General features: G+C 40.8%; 17 protein-coding genes and 1 pseudogene. 12 read left to right on the top strand and 6 right to left on the bottom strand.

The features are described 5' to 3' along the window. Positions 1–8: 8 nt before the first annotated feature. The 3 genes from ML543_RS14520 to ML543_RS14510 are packed head-to-tail and all read left to right on the top strand — an operon-like array spanning position 9 to position 2,559. Entirely contained in the window at positions 9–1,121 is a 1,113-nt protein-coding gene (locus tag ML543_RS14520; RefSeq protein WP_243388154.1) for a GerAB/ArcD/ProY family transporter, read from the top strand. Beyond that, positions 1,114–2,316 carry a Ger(x)C family spore germination protein gene (locus ML543_RS14515; protein ID WP_243388153.1) on the top strand — a complete coding sequence of 401 codons (1,203 nt, stop codon included), beginning with the start codon at positions 1,114–1,116 and terminating at the stop codon, positions 2,314–2,316. Before ML543_RS14520 ends, ML543_RS14515 begins: the two co-directional genes overlap by 8 nt. Positions 2,317–2,322: 6 nt before the next feature. After that, a complete protein-coding gene (locus ML543_RS14510; RefSeq protein ID WP_243388152.1) occupies positions 2,323–2,559 on the top strand; it encodes a hypothetical protein in 237 nt (78 codons plus the stop codon). 6 nt (positions 2,560–2,565) lie between these two features. On the opposite strand, the gene ML543_RS14505 is transcribed toward ML543_RS14510, so the two are convergent. From ML543_RS14505 to ML543_RS14490, 4 genes are all read right to left on the bottom strand, one after another. Beyond that, complete coding sequence (locus ML543_RS14505; RefSeq protein ID WP_243388151.1) at positions 2,566–3,282, bottom strand: exonuclease domain-containing protein; 717 nt, start codon at positions 3,280–3,282, stop codon at positions 2,566–2,568. Positions 3,283–3,286: 4 nt separating this feature from the next. Beyond that, positions 3,287–4,240, bottom strand: a complete 954-nt coding sequence (locus ML543_RS14500) for a DUF294 nucleotidyltransferase-like domain-containing protein (RefSeq protein ID WP_243388150.1) — start codon at positions 4,238–4,240, stop codon at positions 3,287–3,289. A gap of 13 nt (positions 4,241–4,253) precedes the next feature. After that, positions 4,254–5,528: an ammonium transporter gene (locus tag ML543_RS14495; RefSeq protein ID WP_243388149.1), complete on the bottom strand. Its 1,275-nt coding sequence runs from the start codon at positions 5,526–5,528 to the stop codon at positions 4,254–4,256. A 109-nt stretch (positions 5,529–5,637) separates the two neighbouring features. After that, positions 5,638–5,961 (bottom strand): MerR family transcriptional regulator, encoded by a 324-nt coding sequence (locus ML543_RS14490; protein ID WP_243388148.1) that lies wholly within the window; start codon positions 5,959–5,961, stop codon positions 5,638–5,640. A gap of 267 nt (positions 5,962–6,228) precedes the next feature. On the opposite strand from ML543_RS14490, the gene galE reads away from it, so the two are divergent. Beyond that, complete coding sequence (galE, locus tag ML543_RS14485; protein ID WP_243388147.1) at positions 6,229–7,272, top strand: UDP-glucose 4-epimerase GalE; 1,044 nt, start codon at positions 6,229–6,231, stop codon at positions 7,270–7,272. 26 nt (positions 7,273–7,298) lie between these two features. On the opposite strand, the gene ML543_RS14480 is transcribed toward galE, so the two are convergent. Next, on the bottom strand, positions 7,299–8,171 hold the full coding sequence (locus ML543_RS14480) for a CvfB family protein (protein WP_243388146.1): 873 nt from the start codon (positions 8,169–8,171) through the stop codon (positions 7,299–7,301). Positions 8,172–8,313: 142 nt separating this feature from the next. Further along, the gene (locus ML543_RS16965) at positions 8,314–8,448 is read right to left on the bottom strand and encodes a hypothetical protein (protein WP_279326693.1); all 135 of its coding nucleotides are present in this window, start codon (positions 8,446–8,448) and stop codon (positions 8,314–8,316) included. Positions 8,449–8,620: 172 nt separating this feature from the next. Here ML543_RS16965 and gloA2 point away from each other — a divergent pair, with 172 nt between their 5' ends. From gloA2 to rbsB, 8 genes and pseudogenes are all read left to right on the top strand, one after another. Next, the gene (gene gloA2 / locus ML543_RS14475) at positions 8,621–9,007 is read left to right on the top strand and encodes an SMU1112c/YaeR family gloxylase I-like metalloprotein (protein WP_243388145.1); all 387 of its coding nucleotides are present in this window, start codon (positions 8,621–8,623) and stop codon (positions 9,005–9,007) included. Between the two features lie 110 nt (positions 9,008–9,117). After that, on the top strand, positions 9,118–10,266 hold the full coding sequence (wecB, locus tag ML543_RS14470) for a non-hydrolyzing UDP-N-acetylglucosamine 2-epimerase (protein WP_243388144.1): 1,149 nt from the start codon (positions 9,118–9,120) through the stop codon (positions 10,264–10,266). Positions 10,267–10,567: 301 nt separating this feature from the next. After that, positions 10,568–11,542 (top strand): LacI family DNA-binding transcriptional regulator, encoded by a 975-nt coding sequence (locus ML543_RS14465; protein ID WP_243388143.1) that lies wholly within the window; start codon positions 10,568–10,570, stop codon positions 11,540–11,542. Positions 11,543–11,554: 12 nt separating this feature from the next. After that, positions 11,555–12,448, top strand: a complete 894-nt coding sequence (gene rbsK / locus ML543_RS14460; RefSeq protein WP_243388142.1) for a ribokinase — start codon at positions 11,555–11,557, stop codon at positions 12,446–12,448. Further along, positions 12,445–12,843 (top strand): D-ribose pyranase, encoded by a 399-nt coding sequence (gene rbsD, locus ML543_RS14455; RefSeq protein WP_243388141.1) that lies wholly within the window; start codon positions 12,445–12,447, stop codon positions 12,841–12,843. The genes rbsK and rbsD overlap by 4 nt, the downstream gene beginning before the upstream one ends. Positions 12,844–12,858: 15 nt before the next feature. Further along, a pseudogene (locus ML543_RS14450) lies at positions 12,859–14,357 on the top strand (sugar ABC transporter ATP-binding protein). After that, entirely contained in the window at positions 14,354–15,292 is a 939-nt protein-coding gene (locus tag ML543_RS14445) for an ABC transporter permease subunit (protein WP_243388140.1), read from the top strand. The pseudogene ML543_RS14450 and the gene ML543_RS14445 overlap by 4 nt, the downstream one beginning before the upstream one ends. Positions 15,293–15,326: 34 nt before the next feature. Further along, positions 15,327–16,256 carry a ribose ABC transporter substrate-binding protein RbsB gene (gene rbsB, locus ML543_RS14440; RefSeq protein WP_243388139.1) on the top strand — a complete coding sequence of 310 codons (930 nt, stop codon included), beginning with the start codon at positions 15,327–15,329 and terminating at the stop codon, positions 16,254–16,256. Positions 16,257–16,332: the final 76 nt, after the last annotated feature.

Raw genomic sequence — 16,332 nt, 5'->3', positions numbered from 1 at the left:
GGATGTCCATGCTGGAAAGAGGAAAAATATCCGCTCTTCAAATGGGTCTGATTTTGCACCCAACCGTCATTGCTACAGGGATTTTGTTTGTACCGGCCATTAGTGGGACTCATGCGGGGAGAGACTTATGGATGACACCTTTTGTTGCGTGTTTGGCAGGATTTTATGCCTTTTGGGTAGCCAATACACTCCATAAAATGTATCCGAAACAAACCGTGATGGAATATGCAGAAGCTATTCTTGGGAAAGGGATTGGGAAGTTAATTACCGCCTTTTTATTGTTCTATTACATTGATAGTTTGGGAATTGTCGTGAGAGAGTACGCTGAGTTTATAATTGGGGGGTTTTTGCCGAATACCCCTCTTTATATTATTACTGGTTCCATGTTATTTGTCTCGGCTTTAGCGGTCTATGGCGGTATAGAGGTGATTGCGCGAGCTACGCAAGTATTTATGCCTACGATAGTGTTCTTTATTGTTGGAGTATTCGTTTTTCTACTACCCGAACTCGAAATAAAAAATATGTTTCCGATATTAGAAAAAGGCTTTGGACCAGTGTTTAAAGGGTCAGTTTCTTTTATCGGTTGGTTCGGAGAGTTTTTTTTAGCTGCCTTTTTGCTACCGTTCGTTACAGATCAAGAAAATGTGAAGAAATGGGGGAATATTTCCGTCATCTCGGTTCTAGTTGCGATGGCAATGTCTAACTTTATCGGTCTGTTTTTGTTTGGAGAATCCGTTTCAAAACTGATGTATCCTGTTTTAACGGCTGCGAAGTTTATTAATATAGCTGACTTTATTGATCATATTGAAGCTGTTTTTGCAATGATTTGGGTTGCGAGCATTTTTATGAAAATTTCCTTTTTCTTTTACGCTGCCGCTTTATCTACGGCACAGTGGCTAAAGTTATCTGATTATAAGAGTCTGGTGTTTCCATTAGCTTTTTTAGGTGTTGTATGGTCTGTGTGGACTACGCCGAATATATCATCCTTTACGCATTATTTGGGAACAATTGCGCCTTATTATTTAATCTCAGTTCACATTGCTATTCCTACTTTATTGCTCATCGTTGCTTATATCAAAAAAGCTTTCGATAAGAAAAAGGGTGTTACAATTCATGGGTAAAATCATTCGACGAGCTTTTATCGTGCTCTTATGTACGGCTTTAGTAAGTGGTTGTTGGGACCGAAAAGAAGTGAATGACTTGGCTATTATTGTTGGGGCTACAATCGATAAGGGAATAGAAGAACCGGTATTATTAAGCCTTCTCCTCATGGTTACTTCAGGCGGCGGAGGTGGACAATCCATGAGTACGGAGTCTGAAGGAAATATGGGAGGGCAGTCATCTAGTCAATCTGAAATACTAGTATCTGCTGAAGGAGAGACGGTTGCGGATGCTCTTTCTAAAGTGCAGGTAAAACTATCTCGAAAGGTGTTTTGGGGGCATAATCGCGTTATTTTGTTCGGTGAGGAAGTTGCAAAAGAAGGGTTAGAAGAGCATATTGATTTTTTCGTACGCCATCCCGAAACGAGGTTACGAACTTTTACGTTTGTTACGAAAGGAAAGGCAAACGTGTTGTTTGAAACCGAGCCGGTGTTAGAACAGAGTCGAGCGGAAATGTTACGAGAGCTAATCGAATTAGACATCGGTATGCGAGTATCCCTTAAAGAGCTTATGAATGAATTTGGCCAAGAAGGAAAAATAACAGTCATGCCTTGGGTGGAACAATCTAAATTAACACCGAACTTGCCGAACCATGGCTACCGCCTTAATGGATTGGCGGTGTTTTCTGGTGGAAAGATGGAGGCAAAGCTATCGCAAGAAGAATCTAGAGGGTTGATGTGGATTCAGGATGAAATTAAGCAGGCGATGGTCACTGTAAGACCTGATGAAAATGAAGGTCCTGTCTCAATGATTCATTTACGGGCGAAGACGGATATGCAAGCTAAAATTGAAAACAATCGCCCTGTTGTCTATTTAAATATTCGGAGTGAAGATGACGTGTTACAAAACGCATCAAAGCTGAGCTTATTAAAAGAGCCCATCGTAAAGCAATTAGAGAAAAAAGCTGAAGAGGATATTGCCTATTACATTGATTTAGCCATTCAAAAATTGCAAAAGGAAGAACAGACCGACGCGCTCGGATTTGGAAATGCAGTCCTTCGGGCAGATCCAAAATGGTGGAAGAAAAACAAAAATAAATGGGAAGAAATTTTTCCGACAGTGGAAGTAAGAAAAGACATTAAGGTATATGTCCGAAGACAGGGAATGGTGAAACAACCAACAGCTGTACCGAAGGAAGAAGTGAAAGAGGAGTGATGAAAGGTGTATATGAAAATCGGTGCCACACTATCGATGATGATTATTTCGATTCTCATTTTTTACGGTAGCACCCATCGATTGAGCAAAAAACAGAAAAAAGAAAAATGGACAGTCGGCGTTATTACGGCTTTTGCCCTTTTTGTTGGCGTATGGTTGCTTTTTGACCCAATGCTAAAAAGTCCATCAATCGTCACGGAGTTTTTATTTGGTCCACTTCGTCACTTAATGGAGCCGAAGTGAGAGGAGTTACACGCTTTTGTATAAATCCTCTAACGTTTCGCATCCTATTTGCTCTGCCGTTTTTACAATATGCTGCCAGACCTTTGCAGTGGCTTTGGCGTCTTCTAGCGCGTGATGGCGTTTTAATATGTTGACTTCGCAGGCTTGACAACAGGTCTCGAGAGTTTGACCACTTAATGAAGGGTCGATGATTCGGATAAAAAAAGACGTATCCAACATTTGATGTTCCAGCGTTTTTTTAAACGTGTCTTGATTTGCTTTTTTCAAAAACTGCTTTTCATGCTTGGCGTGGTGAGCGATGAACACACGACTTTTGCAAAACGAATAGAAAGACGGGAGCACTTCTGAAAGAGATGGGGCATTTTGGAGCTCTTCGATTGTTAGACCGGTGAGCTGTAGAATCGTTTCAGAAACTGGGGAAGTAGGATGAACGACTGTATAGTACGCTTCTTCCCTGATGGAAGGTCCATTCATTTGAACGGCGCCAATGGATAATATTTCGTCACCGTTGTCTGGATGAAATCCCGTCGTTTCAAAGTCGATGACAACGACTTCAAGTTGTTTAAGTGGTGTGTGTAATTTGCTTTCATTTAACTCTTTTTGTAGTTGTCGTATAAAGGATATTTGGTTCGGGTCTACGCCGTTTTTAAGCCCCGTGAACATATGGGTGTTCATTCTAGTAGAAAATTGTTTGAGAAATTGAAACATCGGATTTTTTGGCATTGAATCACCTATTTCCTAACCGTTTTTTTACGAAGAGATGTAATTGATGAGCCGATTTTAAAAATTTCTTTAATCGTAAAACTTCATGCTGTGGCAACTGTGAAATGTGAATATAATGGCTATTTTCATACGATGAATGATCGGCGTGTAAAAGGCGAAACGCTAACAAAGACTCAAATGTTTGCATGTATTCAAATTGCTTTTTGGGTGAGAGGATGGTCTCCTGTACACCTTGTAAGCGAGTGAGCGTCGATGTTGCCAAACAATTGCTTTCAACAGCTAACAATCTCGCCGCATTAATCATTGGAAGTAGGGCGGCTTCTTTTACGTTGATGGCCCCTGTGTGCGGACCTTTCGACTCCACGATGATCTGACCGAGCAGGTTCGTGTTTCGTTTCGTGTGTAACGTGTTCTCCAACAATCGGGGAAGAAGTTGAAACTCGATGACTTTGGTGTACGCGTGTTGTTTCACGTCTGTTAAAAGGTTTTGGTCTCCGATTAATACCCGTGCGTCTAAAAATGTGAGAAAGTGACGCAATGACTCCCAACTGGCTTCTTCAAGCCAATTTGTGATTTGTTGTTTGAAATGATTGGTCGATTGGCACCATCTTTTGTTTCGGGCCATGACCTGTCCTTCGCAATATGGATATCCGGCAATCGCCATTCCATCTGATATTTCATCCCCAAGTGTTAAAAAGTATTCGCTGTCTTCAGAAGAAAACAATAAGCCGTGATCTTGGTCACTCCACACCCCTTGTTCTGCTCGACCTCCACTCCCCATTAAGAAAAAACAAAAAGAAGAGGGGAGGGGACCCCTCTTTTGTATTGTTTTTTTAATTGCGAGTTGAACCACCGCTGTGATGATTTGATCGTGAAAGGCATTTAAAGAGAGGTTTGAATGCATGTTATTCGTTATATTGTTTACTCTTTGTTCATTGATATTTGAATAGGTGTCCATCGTGATGGCCCTCCTATACCGATTTTGGAAGTGCCTCGTTCGGTTCTTCAGCCTTTACCATCTCTGGATAACCGTAACTACCGTGTTCACTTAAATCAAGGCCAATGACCTCTTCTTCCTCTGTAACGCGAAGTCCGTTTAATGCGAATTTCATCGCAGCGAGTAGAACAAAGGAGACGATGAAGGCGTATAATCCGCTTGTCAGGACGCCGAGTGCTTGAACGCCTAATTGTTCAAAACCGCCACCGTAAAATAATCCAGGTTTTCCGACTGATGCAAGCTCTGGTGTTGCGAAAAGACCTGTCGATAATGTTCCCCATACGCCAGCCGTACCGTGAACAGAAAGGGCAAAAATCGGATCATCAATACGACGTGCTTCAAAGAAGCGAATGCTGTAGAAGACGAGAATACCAGCGACAAATCCGATGACGACACTAGCCCAAACATCGACGAACGCACAAGATGCTGTAATGGCAACAAGTCCTGCGAGTGCTCCGTTTAACATCATTGGAACATCAGCTTTCCCCATAACGATCCATGAAATCAACATCGCGGCAATCGTACCAGCCGCTGCAGCTAAGTTAGTGTTTAATGCGACGTAGCCGAAAAAGGCACCATCAACAGCTAACGTACTTCCTGCGTTAAATCCGAACCACCCGACCCAAAGGAGTAAAACGCTTAGTGCAGTGAAGACTTGGTTGTGACCAGCTAAATCATTTGCAGAACCGTCTTTATTGTATTTACCAATTCGAGGTTTTAATAAAAGCGTAGCAGCTAAGGCAGCCATCGCACCTGTTAAGTGAACGACCGTCGATCCGGCAAAATCTTGCTTACCATGTTCTGCTAACCAACCTCCACCCCAAATCCAATGTGCAATGACAGGATATACACAAATTGAGAATAAGACCGAGAAAATGAGATAACTTGAAAGTTTAGCACGTTCAGCAAATCCTCCAAAAGCAATGGTTAAAGAGATGCAAGCGAACGCAAGTTGGAATAAGAAGAAGACCGAGTTTGATAAGCTTGAACCTTCCGTTTCGCCACCTGCATAGAAGAAATCGGTTAATCCAACGAATGCGTTCCCTTCACCAAAAATCAACCCATATCCTAATGCCCAAAAGACAATCGACCCGATGCTGAAAGTTAAAATGGTTTTCCCTGCAATATGCCCTGCGTTTTTCATTCTTGTAGATCCAGTCTCGAGAAGAATAAATCCACCAATCATCAAAATGACAAGTACTGCAGCTATCATCACCCAAACACTGTTCAACAAATACATTGTATCCATTACCTTTCCCCTTTCCTGTTGTGAAGTTAATTTGATTTTCACACGGACGGAGATTTCTTACCACAATTATGTAAGTTTATCTCACATACATTTTGTGGAAGGGGATGGATTAATCGTTTTGAACACCGAATCTTGCGTTGATTTGGCCTTTTAACATACGTTTTCGAATATCTTTTGGATCTTCTATCTTTTTCTCGCGGATCATTTCTTGGCGGATTTCATACGTTTGGAGTCCATCTTCACGTTTGTCGGCAATTTCCATGAGAAGCTCTACATCTGAAAAGGAATATTTACGACTTCCTCGTTTTGTGCGGGCGGGGAAAATAAGCTTTCGTTCTTCGTAGTACCGAATTTGACGTTCGGATAATCCGGTTAATTCACTAACAGTGCCGATGGTAATGACTTTCTTGTCTTTATAAGATTCCTCACTCAAAGCACTCACCTCGAATTTGTTTTTACTAATTATATTATTTTTTTGTTATTAATTACATATTGTGTTATAAAATCTTACATATATTATCCTTGATTTTCTTACTTAGTCAATGGATTAATTGACAATTTTTTTACAGATTTATACGAGATTGATACTGTCTCTTAAAGTATATTATAATGGTTAGGAGTTTTTGGGATGTTAATGGTTTAGTTTGATAAATATAAGAATAATTTAAGCAATATGATTATAACAACAGGAGGGAATTGGATGATATTAATTGTAGGTGGAGCTGGCTACATTGGAAGTCACACTTGTGTTCAGTTATTGAACGCAGGACACGAGATCGTAGTTGTTGACTCCCTATCTAATAGTAAGTATGAATCCATTAAACGAATTAAAGAAATTACTGGTAAAGAATTTAAGTTCTATCAGATAGATTTGTTAAATAAAAATGAGCTTGAATTGGTATTTAAAGAAAATAAATTTGATGCGGTAGTACATTTTGCGGGTTATAAGGCAGTAGGAGAGTCAGTTGAAAAGCCTCTAAAATATTATCAAAATAATATTACAGGTACGATTCATTTATGTGAATTAATGTCTGAATATAATGTGAAAAAGATGGTTTTTAGTTCATCTGCTACAGTTTATGGAATACCTAAACAAGTTCCAATTGTGGAAACTGCACCACTTCAGGCTACAAATCCATATGGTAGAACTAAGCTAATGATTGAAGAAATTTTACAAGATCTCTATGTTTCGGATAGTGATTGGAGTATAGCTATATTACGATATTTTAACCCTATTGGAGCACATATTAGTGGGAAAATTGGAGAAGATCCTAACGGAATACCGAATAATTTAATGCCATTTATTACTCAAGTAGGTGTTGGAAAGTTAGAGAAGCTGAAGGTCTTTGGAAATGACTATCCAACAGTTGATGGTACTGGAGTAAGGGACTACATTCATGTTGAGGATTTAGCAAATGGACATTTAAAAGCATTGGAAAAAATCTTAGCCTCTACAGGATTAGATGCTTATAATTTAGGGACAGGCAGTGGATATAGTGTTCTTGAGCTAGTCAATGCCTTTGAGAAAGTTACTGGAATTAAAATTCCTTATGAAGTTGTAGATCGTCGCCCTGGTGATGTTGCGGTTTGTTATGCCGACCCGACTAAAGCAGAAAAAGAACTAGGATGGAAAGCAGAACTTGGAATTGAGAGAATGTGTGAGGACTCTTGGAGATGGCAATCGTTAAATCCAAATGGCTACGAAGTAAATGAACTAGTTACAAATACAAAAACTAAACAATAATATTTAAGAACGTTCCTAGAATAAATCTAGGAACGTTCTTTTTGGTTATTTATATACGTCCAACCATCTTCTTGATAGATTTTCTTTTCTTTCATAAGACGGCCGAGTGCTCGTTTAAAAGCTGCTTTACTCATGTTAAAGCGCGTTTGGATATCGTATGGGTCACTTTTGTCGCTGTACGGCATTGCGCCATTGCGGCTTAACATAAATTGATAGATGCGATCGGCATCTTTGTCAATTGCTTCATGTTTACGTGGTAGTAGGGAGACGTTGACGCTTCCGTCTTCTTTCACGCCGATAATTCGACCTTCCACGATTTCTCCGAGTCGTGGCTCACGTTTTCGCTCTGATTCATGGATAAATCCACGGTATCCAACGTCTGAAAGGATGAAGCTTCCGACTTTCAATAAACGATACACTCTTCCTCGAATGTTTTGGTTAAAAGAAGATTTCGGTGCTTCTACGGCCATACCCATAATAATATCTTCCGTCGCTAGCTTTGCTAGTAGGCGTCCGCGTTTGTCTACCTTTAAAGAGCAGTAGAGCTGGTCACCTTTCTCCGGCCAAAGAGAAGGGATTGCTGGGAGATCGTCTACTGATAATAACAAATCTTTAGAAAGTCCGATATCTAGAAAGACGCCTAAATTGGGTACAGCATGGACAACTTCCACCCAGTCGTATGTTTCGGTTGTGATTTTAGGGGTTTTCATTGTTGCGCAAAGGCGGTCTTCGCTATCGTGATGGAGAAAAACTTCTACCTGGTCTCCAACCTTCACCTTGCTTTTTATCTCCGATTCATGTAGCAATACATCTTCATATCCATTCGTTAAAAAATACCCATAAGGTACTTCAGATTTTACTTGTAAAGTTGCCATTTCACCTGGCAGTAATCGATTCATGTTTAGATCTTCCTTTTTAAATTAGTGTCGAAGTTAATTGTACTATAGCTCTTGAGGAAGACAAAGAAAAATATTGAGCAATGGATAAGTTCTTAGTGTTCACTTACACCTTTTGCACAATCATCGCTAAAAAGTGCAACCATTATAGTTTCTTTTCATCCTCTTCTTGGTGAAGCCAAGCTTGACTCTGTTCATCTGCTTGCTTCGCAGCTTTGAAAATACTTAAGTAAAATAGTACAAGAATCGCCCAAACACCAATGACAAAACCCCAAATCATGATATGCTCAACTCCTAACCATTTTTTAATCATTTTATACAGAATAAACAGTAGCCATACGCGAAGACTTAGAAAATAAAGGAAAGTTACGTTATACTTAAAAAAGAACGATTGTTAAAAATTGAGAAAAAAATATAGAAGAAAATAAAAAAGTAATAGAAAGGAAGAGACAATGCTTTTATCTAGCATTCATCACGTAGCGATCATTTGCTCAAACTATGAAAAGTCTAAACAGTTTTATGTAGATATTTTAGGGTTGGAGGTGATTCATGAAGAATATCGAAAGGAGCGAGACTCATATAAACTCGATTTACGCATTGGAGATCATAGTCAGCTTGAGTTGTTTTCATTTCCTAATCCGCCAAAAAGGCCAAGCTATCCGGAAGCTTGTGGGTTAAGGCATCTTGCTTTTCGTGTGGACGATATTCAACAAGTGTGTCAAAAATTAACCGAACACGGAATAGAGGTGGAATCAATTCGGGTTGATCCGATAACGAATAAGCGATACACCTTTTTTCAAGATCCCGATGGGTTACCGCTTGAATTATACGAAGAGTAATTTTTTACCAAAATGTAATGAAGAATTGTTCAGTTGTTGAATACATTATAGTAAAATACAGTTTTCACGCAGTTTGACACAAAGCTGCGTGTAACGAAATTGAGGTGCTTATGGACAAATTAAAAGTTATGACCGTTTTCGGTACGCGGCCTGAAGCCATTAAAATGGCACCCCTAGTTAAGGAGCTCGAAAAACATCCACATGACATTCAATCGATTGTTACCGTAACCGCCCAACACCGCGAAATGCTTGACCAAGTTCTGTCCATTTTCAACATCCAACCGAACTACGACTTAAACATTATGAAAAATCGTCAAACCCTTACAGACATTACGACGAGAGCGCTTGAAGGTTTGCAAGCTGTCATCGAACAAGAGCATCCTGACCTCGTTTTAGTTCATGGTGACACAACGACGACATTTGTCGCAAGTTTAGCGGCTTTTTATCAAAAGGTAAAAATTGGCCACGTTGAAGCAGGCTTGCGGACGTATGATAAATACTCACCATATCCAGAAGAAATGAACCGTCAACTAACAGGTGCGTTAGCTGATCTACATTTTGCCCCGACAATCAAAGCTTACAATCATTTAGTGGCTGAAAATAAAAAGAGTGATGCAATATTCGTTACAGGAAATACCGCGATTGATGCGCTAAAAACGACGGTTTTTTCTGGTTACCAACATCAAGTCCTCCAACACATTCAACAAGATCGCCTCCTTTTAGTGACTGCTCATCGAAGAGAGAATTTAGGTAAACCGATGGAACAAATTTTCCGCGCCATTAGACGAATTGTCAACGACCATCCTGATGTTCAAGTTGTTTTCCCTGTCCATTTGAATCCGTCTATACAAAATCTCTCAAAGGATATTTTAGGTGGAGAGAAGCGTATTCATTTAATTCCTCCATTACACGTTTTAGATTTTCATAATTTTGCAGCGAAAGCCCATTTGATTTTAACAGATTCAGGGGGAGTCCAAGAAGAAGCCCCATCGCTTGGCGTTCCAGTACTTGTTTTAAGAGAAACGACGGAGCGACCTGAAGGAATAGATGCGGGTACGTTAAAGCTTGTTGGAACGAGCGAAGATGTCATCTATGAAGAAACATCGAAGCTTTTAGTAGATGACAAACTCCATCAATCGATGGCGAAAGCGAAAAATCCATACGGAGATGGAAAAGCATCAGAACGGATTGTGAAAGCCATTTTATATTATTTTCAAAAAGAAAATACAAGACCAGATCCATACATGGTTAATGTGTAAATGTTCAATTTCAAGAACCGGTCCTTCCGATTTGGATGAGTGTGGTGTCATCTCCTTAAAAAATGATAGAAAAGAAGTTTGAAAGGTGATTGAAGCGGAAGGTGCGAGACTCCTGCGGGACTTTCGGGATAAGTGAGTCTCCGCAGGAGAAGTGGAGGAGGCTCACCGCACGCCCCGCAGAAAGCGAGCAACCTATAGCGGAGATCACCGAATACTTCAAAAAAATTCCCTCTTGAAACTTTTCGAAAAAGGATGTATGATTTCTGTAACCGGTTACATACACAAAAGGAGAAAGAAAACTATGGCAACGATGAGGGAAGTTGCAAAGCTTGCAGGAGTATCTGTTGCGACTGTATCTCGCGTTTTAAATCAAAATGGGTATGTCAATCAAGAGACGGAAAAACGCGTAAAAGAAGCCATTCAAACACTGAATTACAAACCAAATGAAGTGGCGCGATCCTTATATAAAAAATCATCCAGAACAATCGGACTTATCGTGCCAGATATTTCGAACCCGTTCTTCCCAGAACTCGTTCGTGCGGTGGAAGATGTCATGAACATTTATGACTACACTGTCATCTTATGTAATTCAGATGAAAAAGGCGATAAAGAAAAAGAATACATCGACATTTTAAAACAACGTTATGTCGATGGCATCATCTTAACAACGAACCAATTAACATCAGAAGAACTGTCAGATATTAATGTACCTGTCGTTGTGTTAGACCGTCCGCTCGATCACTCCTTTCCATCGGTTGTGGCAAACAACTATGAAGGAGCGAGGATGGCGACCAATTACTTATACAAACAAGGTTGCAGACGGATTGCTCATATTCAAGGGCCGTTACATGTTGTCAATGCTCTTGAAAGGTTCCGAGGTTATCAAGATGAAATGAAAAGCTTGGGACTGTGGGATGAAACATTAGTCTTCATTGGAAACTATCAAATGAGTGAAGCAAAGATAGCAACAATGGAAGCGTTAACAAACCAAAAGATTGACGGTATATTTGCCGGGAATGATGTCATGGCAGCCGGCGCATTAAAAGCAGCGCAGCAGCTTGGCCTTCGGGTGCCTGAAGACTTGGCGATTATCGGATACGACAATATTCCACTAGCAGAAATGACAACACCTGAACTAACGACGATATCGCAACCGATATATGACATGGGGGCCATTGCGGCTCGCTTGCTCGTTAAAAAAATCGAAGGAAAACCGATAGACCAAATACATCATGTCTTACCAGTGAAGCTTGTACGACGTGAGTCTACTCGATAGGAGTGATAAGTAGTGAAGAAGCCAGTGATTACAGTCGTTGGAAGTATCAATATGGATTTAGTCACGGTTGCCAAAAAAGCACCAGCACAAGGTGAAACGATCCTTGGAGAGCGGTTTCACCAAATTCCTGGTGGGAAAGGAGCCAATCAAGCTGTCGCATGTGCTCGGTTAGGAGCGGAAGTCCACATGATTGGAGCGGTCGGCGACGACTCATTCGGCTCCTTTTTAAAACAGCATTTAGAAAAAGAGGGCATACATGTAACAGATGTGAAACCGGTTACACATACAGAAACCGGAGTTGCGTCAATCACGATTAGTGAAGGAGACAACCGGATTATCGTCGTTCCTGGGGCTAATGCAAAATTAACCCCTGAAGATGTAGCAAAGAGTGAAGAAATTATAGCGAAAAGCGATATGTGCGTCATACAACTTGAAATTCCAATCGAAACAGTAGAAATGGCGGCAAAGCTTGCGAAAAAGCATGGTGTGAACGTGATTTTGAATCCAGCACCAGCCCAACCCCTTCCTTCTGCTTTAATACAAAGCGTGGATTGGCTAACCCCGAATGAACACGAGCGTCCAATCGTTCTTCAGCATGTTGAAGAGAAAGATGTTTTCGAAAAGCTCATCACGACAGAAGGTAAAAAGGGCGTAAAGATCATGAGAAACGGTACGCCAAAGCAAATTAAAGGCTTTACTGTTCCGGTCGTTGATACAACGGGAGCTGGAGATACCTTTAATGGAGCGCTATCAGTAGCCTTGAGTAAAGGAATGGAAATCGAAGACGCGTGTCGATTTGCAAACGCAGCCGCTGCGTTATCGGTTACGAAACTAGGGGCGCAAAGTGCGATGCCAACAGAAGAAGCAGTCTATGAATTTTTAAAAACAAAGGGTGAAGGAGAATGAAAAAAGCTGGCCTATTAAATCTTGATTTAAATACAGTACTTGCGTCACTTGGTCATACAGATACGATTGTGATTGCGGACTGTGGACTTCCGATACCAGATGATGTTCGCCGAGTTGATTTAGCTTTAATTAAAGGAGAACCGTCGTTTTTATCTGTATTAGATCGCGTGTTAGATGAGATGGTCGTGGAAAGATGTACTGTTGCACAAGAAGTGCGAGAAGCAAATCCAGTCATCGATAACGAGATTTGTAAGCGTTTTAATCACGATTCTATACAATACATCACACATGAAGAATTGAAACAGCAATTAAAAAATGCAAAGGCAGTCGTCCGAACGGGGGAAGCGACGCCATATGCCAACATTATTTTGCATGCGGGTGTGAATTTTTCCTAAAAAGGGGGGAGCTTCATGACACCATTTATTGAAATGAAGGGAATTAAAAAAGCATTTCATAAACATCAAGTTTTAACTGGGGTGGATTTTGAGGTGAAGCCCGGTGAAGTCCATGCGCTGATGGGGGAAAACGGTGCAGGGAAGTCGACGTTGATGAAAATTTTAACGGGCATTTATGAGCGGGATGCTGGCACCGTAACAGTGGGTGGAAAGGAAGTTCACTACAAAAGTCCAAAAGAAGCAGAAGCTGATGGCATTGCGGTGATTCATCAAGAACTCAATGTCATTCCAACTTTATCCGTTGCGGAAAATATCTTTCTCGGACGGGAGAAGACAGTATCGTTTACGGGCGTTATTCGAAAGAGAGAAATGGAAGAAGAAGCAAAGAAGTATTTAGAACAACTTGGCGTTTCCATTTCACCGAAAGAGTTAGTTGGGCAGCTATCAGTAGGAAAACAACAGATTATCGAGATTGCCAAAGCTTTATCGTTGAATGCAAAATGTCTGATTATGGACGAGCCGACGGCAGCCTTAACGGAGCGAGAAATTCAAATCTTGTTTGAAGTCATTCAATCCTTGAAGGAAAAAGGCGTTTCGATCGTTTACATTTCACACCGTATGGAAGAAATTTTTACAATTTGTGATCGCATTTCGATTTTACGAGATGGACAATTTATCGGGACAAAACGAATTCCGGACACGAACTTTGACGAGGTCGTTCAAATGATGGTAGGACGTGAAATTGGGGAGCGATATCCCGAAAGAGATACGTCTATCGGAACTGAGCGACTTCGAGTGGAAGGCTTAACACTTCCAGGTGTGTGTGAAGATGTATCGTTTTCCGTCCGTTCAGGTGAAATTCTTGCGTAGCTGGTTTGATGGGCGCAGGACGATCCGAAATTATGGAAATGATTTTTGGGGCCCGTAAAAAGAAAAAAGGGGACATCTATATTAATGAAAAGCGTGTGACCATTTCTTCCCCACAACAAGCTATCGCACATGGTTTGGCGTTTATTACAGAAGACAGGAAACAAAAAGGTCTTGTTCTTCAAATGAGCGTCCGAGAAAACTTAACACTACCGACCATGAAAAAAGTGTCACGGGCAGGGGTGTTTCAGTCACAAAAAGAGCAAGCAATGGTGAAGGATTTAATCGAGCGACTGAGAATCAAAACTTCAAGCCCAGAGCTTGAAGTGAAATCGTTAAGCGGTGGAAACCAACAGAAAGTGGTCATTGGAAAATGGCTAGGAACATCTCCTTCGATTTTAATTTTAGATGAGCCGACAAGAGGAGTTGATGTCGGAGCGAAAAAAGAAATTTATGAAATTATGAATGAGCTAACCAGAAACGGTGTTGCCATTATCATGATTTCATCCGAGCTACCGGAAGTACTCGGGATGAGCGACCGGATTATGGTCATTTGCGAAGGAAAAGTGACAGCCATTTTTGATAACCATGATGAAGTAGACCAAGAAATGATTATGACAGCTGCAACAGGAGGGGAGAACTCATGAAGCGAGCAATTGAATTTGATGTAAAGAAGCTGGGCCCACTCATTGGATTTATTTTATTATGCATTGTGCTTTCTTTTTTAAGCGATAACTTTTTAACAGTGAACAACTGGTTAAACATTTTACGTCAAGTATCCATAAATTCCTTGATTGCCTTTGGAATGACCTTCGTTATTTTAACAGGAGGAATTGATTTATCGGTCGGTTCGGTCCTCGCATTTTCGAGTGCATTGACGGCTGGTATGATGGCAAGCGGTATGGATGGCATGATGGCGATGATGATTGGTTTAATGGCCGGTGTGTTAATGGGAGCATTAAACGGAGTCATCATTACTAAGGGAAAAGTTGCTCCTTTTATCGCAACGTTAGCGACGATGACCATTTTTCGCGGCGCGACGTTAGTTTATACAGAGGGTCGTCCCATTACAGGATTCTCTGACCAAATCGCGTTTCAAATGATTGGTCGCGGTTACTTCTTTGGAATTCCAGTTCCTGTTGTGCTGATGATCGTTATCTTTTTCATTTTGATGTTCGTTCTTCGTAAAACGACGTTCGGACGCCACACATATGCGATTGGTGGAAATGAAGAGGCGAGTCGACTAACAGGGCTTCACGTTGACCGCTTGAAAATTTGGGTATACGCCTTAACGGGTGGGTTATCCGCTTTAGCAGGTATCATCTTAACATCACGTTTAAACTCTGCTCAACCGACTGCGGGTACAGCGTATGAGCTAGATGCTATCGCTGCGGTTGTTCTTGGAGGGACCAGTCTTTCAGGAGGTAGAGGATGGATTTTTGGAACGTTTGTTGGGGCCTTAATTATTGGCGTATTAAATAACGGATTGAATCTATTAAATGTTTCATCGTTCTATCAACAAGTCATCAAAGGTGGGGTTATCCTTCTTGCGGTTATTTTAGATCGCCGTAAAGAAGCTTAACATAATAACAAAACATTTAAAGGAGAGGGAGAACATGAAGAAAAAGTTAAGTATTATTGCTTCTTTATTTATGGCTATTTTACTGCTCGTTGGATGTTCATTAGAAAACGGAGCAGACAACAAAGAAACAGATTCATCAAACGACGATGGTGAAATGAAAGTGGGTTTATCCATTTCAACGTTAAATAATCCATTCTTTGTGACATTGAAAGAAGGAGCTGAACAAGCAGGGGAAAAAGAAGGGGTAGAATTAATTGTAGTTGACGCACAAAACGATTCAGCAAAACAAATTAATGATATTGAAGACCTTATTCAACAAAATGTGGATGTCATTCTTGTGAACCCGACGGATTCAAGTGCGATCACAGCAGCGATTGAATCGGCAAACCAAGCCAATATTCCAGTGATTACAGTTGACCGTAGTGCAGAAGGTGGCGAAGTCGTTTCACACATTGCATCGGATAACGTGGAAGGTGGAAAAATGGCTGGTGAATACTTAGTTGAGCTATTACCTGAAGGTGGAAACATTGTCGAGTTAGAAGGAATTCCAGGATCTTCAGCAGCACGTGAACGTGGGGAAGGTTTCCACGAAGTCATCGACAACGTTGAAAACATCGAAGTTGTGTCGAAGCAAGCAGCTGATTTTGACCGTGCAAAAGGTTTAATGGTGATGGAAAACATTTTACAAGGACAATCCGATATTAAAGCTGTATTTGCTCATAACGACGAAATGGCGCTCGGTGCCTTAGAAGCTTTACAAGCGCAAGGTATGAATGATGTGATTGTAATTGGATTTGACGCAACAGACGATGCGGTAAAAGCAGTAGAAGCGAAAGAGATGGCAGCAACGGTTGCACAAAAGCCTGCATTAATCGGTGAAACGGCTGTAATGTCCGCGTTAAAATTAATGAATGGCGAAACAACGGAAGAATTTATTCCAGTTGAATTGGAACTAGTAAAATAATAGAAAGAAGGGGCTGTCCAAACGTACAGCCCCCTTCTTTTTGAGTTGTTACAGAAAGTTTACGTTCAATAAAGTG

Origin of the sequence: Bacillus kexueae, from assembly GCF_022809095.1 — a bacterium.
Taxonomy (GTDB): domain Bacteria; phylum Bacillota; class Bacilli; order Bacillales; family Aeribacillaceae; genus Bacillus_BZ; species Bacillus_BZ kexueae.
The sequence above is the reverse complement of the archived record's forward strand: the minus strand, read 5'-3'. Positions and strand labels throughout refer to the sequence as shown.

What these genes read in the sequence shown, in the direction of transcription:
- ML543_RS14520 (WP_243388154.1), top strand. Translation starts at nt 9, where the DNA reads ATGCTGGAAAGAGGAAAAATATCCGCTCTTCAAATGGGTCTGATTTTG.
- ML543_RS14515 (WP_243388153.1), top strand. Translation starts at nt 1,114, where the DNA reads ATGGGTAAAATCATTCGACGAGCTTTTATCGTGCTCTTATGTACGGCT.
- ML543_RS14505 (WP_243388151.1), bottom strand. Translation starts at nt 3,282, where the DNA reads ATGCCAAAAAATCCGATGTTTCAATTTCTCAAACAATTTTCTACTAGA.
- ML543_RS14500 (WP_243388150.1), bottom strand. Translation starts at nt 4,240, where the DNA reads ATGGACACCTATTCAAATATCAATGAACAAAGAGTAAACAATATAACG.
- ML543_RS14495 (WP_243388149.1), bottom strand. Translation starts at nt 5,528, where the DNA reads ATGGATACAATGTATTTGTTGAACAGTGTTTGGGTGATGATAGCTGCA.
- galE (WP_243388147.1), top strand. Translation starts at nt 6,229, where the DNA reads ATGATATTAATTGTAGGTGGAGCTGGCTACATTGGAAGTCACACTTGT.
- ML543_RS14480 (WP_243388146.1), bottom strand. Translation starts at nt 8,171, where the DNA reads ATGAATCGATTACTGCCAGGTGAAATGGCAACTTTACAAGTAAAATCT.
- ML543_RS16965 (WP_279326693.1), bottom strand. Translation starts at nt 8,448, where the DNA reads ATGATTTGGGGTTTTGTCATTGGTGTTTGGGCGATTCTTGTACTATTT.
- gloA2 (WP_243388145.1), top strand. Translation starts at nt 8,621, where the DNA reads ATGCTTTTATCTAGCATTCATCACGTAGCGATCATTTGCTCAAACTAT.
- wecB (WP_243388144.1), top strand. Translation starts at nt 9,118, where the DNA reads ATGGACAAATTAAAAGTTATGACCGTTTTCGGTACGCGGCCTGAAGCC.
- ML543_RS14465 (WP_243388143.1), top strand. Translation starts at nt 10,568, where the DNA reads ATGGCAACGATGAGGGAAGTTGCAAAGCTTGCAGGAGTATCTGTTGCG.
- rbsD (WP_243388141.1), top strand. Translation starts at nt 12,445, where the DNA reads ATGAAAAAAGCTGGCCTATTAAATCTTGATTTAAATACAGTACTTGCG.
- ML543_RS14445 (WP_243388140.1), top strand. Translation starts at nt 14,354, where the DNA reads ATGAAGCGAGCAATTGAATTTGATGTAAAGAAGCTGGGCCCACTCATT.
- rbsB (WP_243388139.1), top strand. Translation starts at nt 15,327, where the DNA reads ATGAAGAAAAAGTTAAGTATTATTGCTTCTTTATTTATGGCTATTTTA.